Source organism: Thermoanaerobaculia bacterium, from assembly GCA_018057705.1.
In the GTDB taxonomy this organism is placed as follows: Bacteria; Acidobacteriota; Thermoanaerobaculia; order Multivoradales; family JAGPDF01; genus JAGPDF01.
The window spans coordinates 24366-27196 of sequence record JAGPDF010000064.1; the positions used below are offsets into that span (position 1 = coordinate 24366).

Consider the following 2831-nt stretch of genomic DNA (forward strand, 5'->3'; position numbering starts at 1 on the left):
GGGCGCACCTGGCGCGAGGGTCGCCGCTCCGCTTTCGCAATCAGCCGTGGGTGCCGCCATGGAAGACGCCGACCTCCCGTCGCGTTGACCTGCACAGGGTAAAGACGCAAAACGCGCGCGCTATCTGGCGAAGCCGCGGTCGAGTTCGTCTCCAGGCAGCCCGGAAGGTCACTTCGAACTTCCGGAAGGCCTTGAATCAGTGGACTAAAAAAAAGCTAGCACAGCGGCGCAGGGCGCCAAGCACGGGTCGAAGTGGGGCGAATCGGGGGCCCGCCGCGGGTGGGGGTAATAGGAGATCGGCTGGCACTTCGCGGGACAGTACGCCGGGGACACGCTCCAGCCCGGCGCGGTCGAATGGGCGGCCGCGGCACGGGAGACGGGCTTCAGCATGTCCCCAGCTGCGGGGAGCGTCGACCGGGGATCTCGGCTGGCACCTTCGAGCGCCCAGCGCCCTCGAGGGCGGGACCAAGCGAGCGCCAAGGCGTAGAATCGGCGTCCATGGAGGAGCTGCGATGCGTCTGACCCTCGAATACTGGCCTGATGATGGCGGCTACGTCGGTCGTCTGCGTGAGATCCCCGGCGTCTTCAGCCAGGGCGATACGTTGAACGAGCTCGAGGAGAACATTCGCGACGCCTATGGGCTCGTCATCGAGGACGCTCGCTCCGAGCCGCATCCCTCCGCCCGGTTCAAGGAGATCGAGGTGCCTGCGTGAAGCGAGCGGCCTTCCTGCGCGAGCTCGCGCAGAAAGGCTGCATCCTCCATCGCCACGGCAGCCGACACGATCTCTTTCTGAACCCCCGGAACGGCCGCAAGGCGCCCGTGCCGCGGCACAGCGAGATCAAGGAATCGCTCTGTCGGGTCATCCGCAAACAGCTCGAGGTTGATTGACGGGGTGCCTGCATCCCGCGCCGGAATCCAGCGGGATCGGCGGGCACCTCAGCATGAAAGCGGCCGGCGTTTCGGCTGGCACTTCGTCGGCCCTCCGGAAGGGAGCTGCGAACCTCCGAATAGCCCTGAATCTGTGGACTGAAAAGAGGCTAGCACTGCGCGGACATGCGCCAAGCACGGGTCGAAGTGGGGCGAAACAGGGGCTGCGCCGCCGGTGGGGTACGCCGGGGACACGCTCCAGCCCGGCGGGGTCGGATGGGTGGCCGCGGCACGGGGGACGGGCTTCAGCATGTCCCCAGCTGCGGGGACCGATCGGCCGCGGCAGCTTCGCAGCACCCTTGTGCGGCGCGCTTCACCCGCACCCATGGTGAGAATCGGTTGGCACCTTCGTGGCAGCAGCGGTTCTTTTGGTGTATTGGATACTGGCCGTGAGAGCCAGCACCGCCGGCTGTGGGCACCTGCGCGCGTGCTTGGCCGATCCTGCCGCCGTGTTACGTTCCACACCAGAGTTCGAGTTGCGCGACTTGGATAGCCCGCTCACTCGAATCGGAGTCGGAGCGTCACGCAGCGATCGCCGGGATGGTCGACGCGTGCATGGGCCGCGAGAGGAGGTATCGACAGATGCTACTTGAGACGACCATGCTGGTTTTCAGCCTCATTGGACTCGTCGCCCTACTTCACGAGATGGCCAGCGAGCGGGGTTTGATCTTGCCGCGCTCTGCTTCTGTTTCCGGGGGAATTTCGTCCGCCGCGATCGCGCTCTCTTTGGCCCTCCGCCTCATCCAGGATGGCTCGACTTGGAGCGAACCTCGGAAGGTGGTTGTCACTCTCGCCATCGGAACTCTCTCGGCCTGCTCCATCTTCCTCTGGCGCAGCGTGCGGAATCAGGACGCTGCCCGTCCAAAGTAGAGATCACCACCCAACGCCACGAGCCGGGCCGCGCTGAGCTTGCCCAACTGACGCTCTGCCAAACCGTCCCCCCGGAGCAGCCTTCCCCTGCCGGTCTCCGCTATCCTTCTCCGCCATGCGGATCCTCGTTCTCGGGGCGACCGGTGCGGCCGGCGGGAGCCTCTTCGACATGGCGCTGGTGAGCCCGCTGATCTGCGAAGTGCGGACGCTCTCCCGCCGCAGGATCGAGAGTGACTCGGCGCACCACGTCGGTGTCGAGCATGCGGATCTCCTCGACTACCGGCCCGTCGCCGACGCCTTCGCCGGGATCGACGCCGCCTTCTACTGCATCGGGCGCTCGGTGAGTCAGGTCGGCGATGAAGGCGCCTATCGCCAGCTCGCCTTCGAGGGGGCGGAGATCGCGGCGCGACAGCTCGCTGTCGCGAGTCCCGCGGCTGCCTTTCACTACCTCAGCGGACAGGGTGCGAGCCTCCAGAGCCGCCAGATGTGGGCGCGCGTCAAGGCCGAAGCCGAGCGGCGTCTGATCGAGCTGCACGGCGCGGTCTGTTGGCGCCCCGGAGCGATCGATGCCCGTCGCACCGAAGGCTGGCCGTTTTTCTATCCGATGACGATCCGCACGATGCGCTGGATCTTCCCCTCGCGGCGCTACTACGTCCGCGGCGAGGATCTCGGCCGCGCGATGATCGAGGTCGCGGCCACAAATGCCCGCGCGCGCATCCTCGAGAACCCCGAGATTCGCGCCATCGCCGACCAGGTCCGGGCGCGAGAGCGCACCCCTCGGCCCGGCTGAGACACCTCACTCCCAGCCGGAGCGGTTTCCACCGCTTCTCCGTGGAGCCGCGAAAAGCGCGGTGAGCGCGAATCTGCTGCGGGGCATCCGGTGGGGCGCCTTTTTCGTGGTACGCCGGGGACACGCTCCAGCCCGGCGGCTTCAGATGGGCGAGCGCGGCGGGGGTGGCGGGCTTCAGCATGTCCCCAGCTGCGGGGAACGGCTGCCTGGGATTTCGGCTGGCACCTTCGCAGCAGGCGCGCC

At 67.2% G+C, this 2831-nt stretch carries 3 protein-coding genes; all 3 read left to right on the forward strand.

Annotated features, from left to right (window positions below; all coding sequences use genetic code 11):
* Window positions 1-512: 512 nt before the first annotated feature.
* The gene (locus KBI44_16440; GenBank protein MBP9146068.1) at window positions 513-713 is read left to right on the forward strand and encodes a type II toxin-antitoxin system HicB family antitoxin; all 201 of its coding nucleotides are present in this window, start codon (window positions 513-515) and stop codon (window positions 711-713) included.
* Complete coding sequence (locus KBI44_16445) at window positions 710-889, forward strand: type II toxin-antitoxin system HicA family toxin (protein ID MBP9146069.1); 180 nt, start codon at window positions 710-712, stop codon at window positions 887-889. The genes KBI44_16440 and KBI44_16445 overlap by 4 nt, the downstream gene beginning before the upstream one ends.
* Window positions 890-1913: 1024 nt before the next feature.
* Window positions 1914-2588 carry a hypothetical protein gene (locus tag KBI44_16450; protein ID MBP9146070.1) on the forward strand — a complete coding sequence of 225 codons (675 nt, stop codon included), beginning with the start codon at window positions 1914-1916 and terminating at the stop codon, window positions 2586-2588.
* Window positions 2589-2831: the final 243 nt, after the last annotated feature.

Bases quoted from the DNA above. Each gene is read 5' to 3' on its own strand.
- KBI44_16440 (MBP9146068.1), top strand. From the start codon at position 513: ATGCGTCTGACCCTCGAATACTGGCCTGATGATGGCGGCTACGTCGGT.
- KBI44_16450 (MBP9146070.1), top strand. From the start codon at position 1,914: ATGCGGATCCTCGTTCTCGGGGCGACCGGTGCGGCCGGCGGGAGCCTC.